Source organism: Neobacillus citreus, assembly GCF_018343545.2.
In the GTDB taxonomy this organism is placed as follows: Bacteria; Bacillota; Bacilli; order Bacillales; family Cytobacillaceae; genus Neobacillus; species Neobacillus citreus.
Genome location: NZ_JAGYPE020000127.1, coordinates 1 through 4049 on the forward strand (window position 1 = coordinate 1; position 4049 = coordinate 4049).

At 41.1% G+C, this 4049-nt stretch carries 6 protein-coding genes; all 6 read left to right on the plus strand.

Annotated elements, in window-relative coordinates; all coding sequences use genetic code 11:
• Position 1: 1 nt before the first annotated feature.
• The 6 genes from KHB02_RS29380 (at position 2) to KHB02_RS29405 (ending at position 3949) form a co-directional block, all read left to right on the plus strand.
• A complete protein-coding gene (locus tag KHB02_RS29380; protein ID WP_213144316.1) occupies positions 2 to 1783 on the plus strand; it encodes an acyl-CoA dehydrogenase family protein in 1782 nt (593 codons plus the stop codon).
• Between the two features lie 178 nt (positions 1784 to 1961).
• Positions 1962 to 2321 carry an arsenate reductase family protein gene (locus KHB02_RS29385; RefSeq protein ID WP_213144317.1) on the plus strand — a complete coding sequence of 120 codons (360 nt, stop codon included), beginning with the start codon at positions 1962 to 1964 and terminating at the stop codon, positions 2319 to 2321.
• A gap of 73 nt (positions 2322 to 2394) precedes the next feature.
• Complete coding sequence (gene gcvH / locus KHB02_RS29390; protein WP_213144318.1) at positions 2395 to 2778, plus strand: glycine cleavage system protein GcvH; 384 nt, start codon at positions 2395 to 2397, stop codon at positions 2776 to 2778.
• Positions 2779 to 2887: 109 nt separating this feature from the next.
• A complete protein-coding gene (locus KHB02_RS29395; RefSeq protein ID WP_213144319.1) occupies positions 2888 to 3127 on the plus strand; it encodes a YusG family protein in 240 nt (79 codons plus the stop codon).
• A 145-nt stretch (positions 3128 to 3272) separates the two neighbouring features.
• The gene (locus KHB02_RS29400; RefSeq protein ID WP_213117825.1) at positions 3273 to 3629 is read left to right on the plus strand and encodes a toprim domain-containing protein; all 357 of its coding nucleotides are present in this window, start codon (positions 3273 to 3275) and stop codon (positions 3627 to 3629) included.
• Between the two features lie 8 nt (positions 3630 to 3637).
• Positions 3638 to 3949: a thioredoxin family protein gene (locus tag KHB02_RS29405; protein ID WP_213144320.1), complete on the plus strand. Its 312-nt coding sequence runs from the start codon at positions 3638 to 3640 to the stop codon at positions 3947 to 3949.
• Positions 3950 to 4049: the final 100 nt, after the last annotated feature.

Below are 4049 nucleotides of genomic sequence, written 5' to 3' on the forward strand. Positions count from 1 at the left end.
GATGACTGAAACTAAAAAAATCGTTAAAGGCGGAGCCTTTTTAATTGAAGATCTTACTTATGATCAAATCTTTACCCCGGAAGATTTTACGGAAGAGCATTTAATGATTGCTAAGACAGCTGAAGACTTTGTGGAAAAAGAAGTTCATCCTGTTCTTGAGCGTCTTGAAAACCATGAATTTGATATTACTGTCAAGCTTTTAAAGGAAGCTGGCGAACTGGGTCTATTAGCTGCTGACGTGCCTGAAGAGTACGAAGGTTTAGGCTTGGACAAAATCACTTCATCTTTAATTACTGAAAAAATGGCCGGCGGCGGCGGTTTCGCGCTTTCCCACGGTGCACACGTAGGTATCGGTTCACTGCCAATCGTTTTATTCGGTAACGAGGACCAAAAGAAACGCTATTTACCAGCTCTTGCATCTGGTGAAAAACTAGCTGCTTACGCATTGACTGAGCCAGGTTCAGGTTCTGACGCTCTAGGCGCAAGAACGACTGCCAAATTAAATGCAGAAGGCACACATTATATTCTAAACGGCGAAAAGCAATGGATTACCAACGCCGGCTTCGCAGATGTATTTGTTGTTTACGCTAAAATTGACGGTGAAAAGTTCTCAGCATTTATCGTAGACCGTAGCTTCCCTGGCGTTTCTACCGGCGCTGAAGAAAAGAAAATGGGTATCAAGAGCTCATCCACTCGTACCCTTATTTTAGAAGATGTCCCAGTTCCAGTTGAAAACCTATTAGGCGAAATCGGCAAGGGCCATGTTATCGCGTTCAACATCTTAAATATCGGTCGTTACAAGCTTGCAATCGGTGCTGTGGGCGGTTCCAAGAAAGCGTTTGAAATGACTGTAAAATATGCAAACGGCCGTCAGCAATTCAAAACACCAATTTCTCAATTTAATTTAACAAAAGAAAAGTTCGGAACATTGGCTTCTGAAATTTATGCTGCTGAAAGCTCTGTATGGCGTACAATCGGTCTTTATGAAGATAACCAAGGCAAGCTTTCCGATGAAGAAACTAAAGATATTAAGAAACTTGCGGATTCTATCGCTGAATATGCAATCGAGTGTTCATTAAACAAATTCTTCGGCAGTGAAGTACTCGCCCATGTGGTTGACGAAGGTGTACAAATCCATGGCGGTTACGGCTTCATGCAGGAGTACCCAATTGAAAGAGCATACCGTGACGCCCGTATCCAGCGTATTTTCGAAGGAACAAACGAAATCAACCGTCTTCTTGTTCCAGGAACGCTTGTGAAAAAGGCGATCAAAGGCGAGCTTCCATTATTCCAAAAAGCAATGGCCCTTCAAGAAGAATTAATGATGTTAATGCCTGAAGAGCCAGGCGATGAGCCATTAGCACAGGAAAAATATCTAGTAAAGCAAGCTAAGAAACTTGCGCTAGTTGCTGCTGGTTTATCAGCTCAAAAATTTGGCAAGGCCCTTGAAAAAGAGCAAGAAATCCTTGCAAATATCGCTGATATCATTTCAGATGTATATTCAATGGAATCTGTTGTATTACGTACTGAAAAAGCAATTGCCAAAGACGGTGCAGAAAAGAACCAGCAGAAGCTTCTTTACACTCAAATCTTCTGCCAAGAAGCGTTCAACCGTATCGAAGCTGTTGCGAAAGAAACACTTGTGGCTGTTGAACAAGGCGACATGCTGCGCATGATGCTTTCCACACTAAGAAAGCTGACTCGCCACACTCCAATCAACGTAATTGCGAAAAAACGCGAAGCTGCCGATGTCATCATCGAAGCAGAACGTTATTTAGTTTAATATCTTGTACCGGGTCCCCTTTGTTCATGTAGGGGCCCTTTTTTATTTTTGAATTTTTTCGAAACTTGGCAGGATTTTCACGAAATTAGTCGAATTGTTTGGTTGGATATTTTTTATTTTGAAAATAGTTATGGTAATATTCAATTATGACTGAATTTTAGTAAAAGGCGGTGAAAGGATGTCTTTGACTTTTTACTGGTATCCGAAGTGCGGAACATGTCGAAACGCAAAAAAGTGGCTTGACCAGCATGAAGTTAATTACGAGCCTGTACATATCGTGGAAAACCCTCCATCCCGTGAGGAAATTCGAGATTTTTATCAAAAAAGCGGCTTGGAATTAAAGAAGTTTTTCAACACTAGCGGAATGAAATATCGTGAATTAGGCGTTAAAGACAAATTAAAGACCGCTTCCGAAGATGAACTGTTAGACTTGCTTGCGTCTGACGGCATGTTGCTGAAACGCCCAATTTTAACAGACGGTGAACATGTCACTGTCGGCTTTAAAGAAGATGAGTTTGAGAGAGTATGGACGAAATAGTCCATCATTAAAATGGCAATCGATTTATTTCGATGATAGATATTATTAGAAAAATCATGGAGGGATTTAGACAATGAGCACACCAAAAGAATTGCGTTATACTGAAGAACATGAATGGGTAAAAAACGAAGGCAGCCTCGTGCGTATTGGAATCACCGACTTTGCACAGCATGAATTAGGAGACATCGTTTTCGTTGAACTTCCTGAAGTCGGCGATGAGATCAATGCCGGCGAACCATTCGGCAGCGTTGAGTCTGTTAAGACGGTTTCCGAACTTTATTCTCCGGTAAGCGGCAAGGTTGTTGAAATTAACGAAGATTTGAATGACAACCCTGAATATGTGAACGAATCTCCATATGAAAAAGCATGGATGATCGTGGTTGAAGTCTCAAATAGCGGCGAGCTGGATGAACTGATGACTGCCGAGCAATACGAAGAAATGATTAAAGAAGATTAATTTTTTGAGCGAAAAAGCGCCCATTGCGGGTGCTTTTTCTTTTTATTACCACTTTTTCTTCTGAGTTAATGGGGAAACTATTAATAAAATTATATGGCAGGTGGAAAAAATGGCATTGAATCAACATAAGATAGACGTAACAGACCGGGTAGTGGGCAAGCTCAAAAATGGAGAATTAGAGCTGTTTTTGGAAAATCAGTCAATCGGCATATGTAAGCTTCCAGAGAATGTTCAAATGAAGCTCGAACATCATTTTGAAGCCGAAGGCCAAAAAATATATCAGCATGTCACCACAACAGAGGGCCGGGATGCCAAGTATACTGACTGTGATGATGGTGGATGGTGCTGAGAAATGAAAGGATTCCATCATCTTTTAAGCAAATTCCTATTTTTAAAATACTAATGATGGTATAGTTGACATACAAAGATGTGTACACGTATTAGTAATTCCGGAATATGTTAACAGTAAACCACTTCATATCAGGTGATGGATGATGAATGATTCGTATGTTGACAAAGTTCTTATTGTGGAAGGAAAATCGGACAAAAACAAGGTCAAGAATATTTTAAAAGAGCCCGTCGAAATAATTTGTACAAACGGGACCATTAGTCACACAAAGTTGGATGAGTGGATTGATATTCTTGAGGACAAAGATGTCTACATTCTTGTTGACGCCGATGCTGCAGGTGAAAAGCTGCGCAAGCTTTTTAAAAGGGAATTTCCAAATGCAGAGCATTTATATATAGACCGAATGTACCGCGAAGTGGCAACCGCCCCAGAGCACCACTTAGCAACGGTTTTGCTGGGGGCAAACATTGACGTGCATAAAGAGTTTTTAGAGATGGGCTGAAGTTACTGATGTTAGAATGGAATCGAGATGAATTTTCCGCGTTTTGGGAGCGCGGCGAGCGCGGTCTAGTTTACTTTTATACACCCATGTGCGGGACGTGCCAAGTGGCCGGGAAAATGCTAGTTGTCGCGGAGGCAGCACTTGGGGATGTTAGTATTGGAAAAATGAACCTAAATTACTATCCCGATTTGGCTCGGTCTTTTGCGATTGAAAGCGTGCCGTGCCTGTTGTTTGTTGATAATGGGCGTGTGGAAGAGACGCTTTACGCATTTCATTCGGTTCCGTATTTGTTAGAGAAGATAAAAAAATACTTGAGATGATGAGCAGACGCCGGGTAGGGGCGTCTGTTTTTTTATAAAGCTATAGTATATGGTAAAAGATGGTAAAAATTATCTTATAAAGGGTTCATAAGACCAGATT

Excerpts from the sequence above, each read along its gene's own strand:
- KHB02_RS29385 (WP_213144317.1), top strand. The coding sequence starts at position 1,962 with ATGTCTTTGACTTTTTACTGGTATCCGAAGTGCGGAACATGTCGAAAC.
- KHB02_RS29400 (WP_213117825.1), top strand. The coding sequence starts at position 3,273 with ATGAATGATTCGTATGTTGACAAAGTTCTTATTGTGGAAGGAAAATCG.
- gcvH (WP_213144318.1), top strand. The coding sequence starts at position 2,395 with ATGAGCACACCAAAAGAATTGCGTTATACTGAAGAACATGAATGGGTA.
- KHB02_RS29405 (WP_213144320.1), top strand. The coding sequence starts at position 3,638 with ATGTTAGAATGGAATCGAGATGAATTTTCCGCGTTTTGGGAGCGCGGC.
- KHB02_RS29395 (WP_213144319.1), top strand. The coding sequence starts at position 2,888 with ATGGCATTGAATCAACATAAGATAGACGTAACAGACCGGGTAGTGGGC.
- KHB02_RS29380 (WP_213144316.1), top strand. The coding sequence starts at position 2 with ATGACTGAAACTAAAAAAATCGTTAAAGGCGGAGCCTTTTTAATTGAA.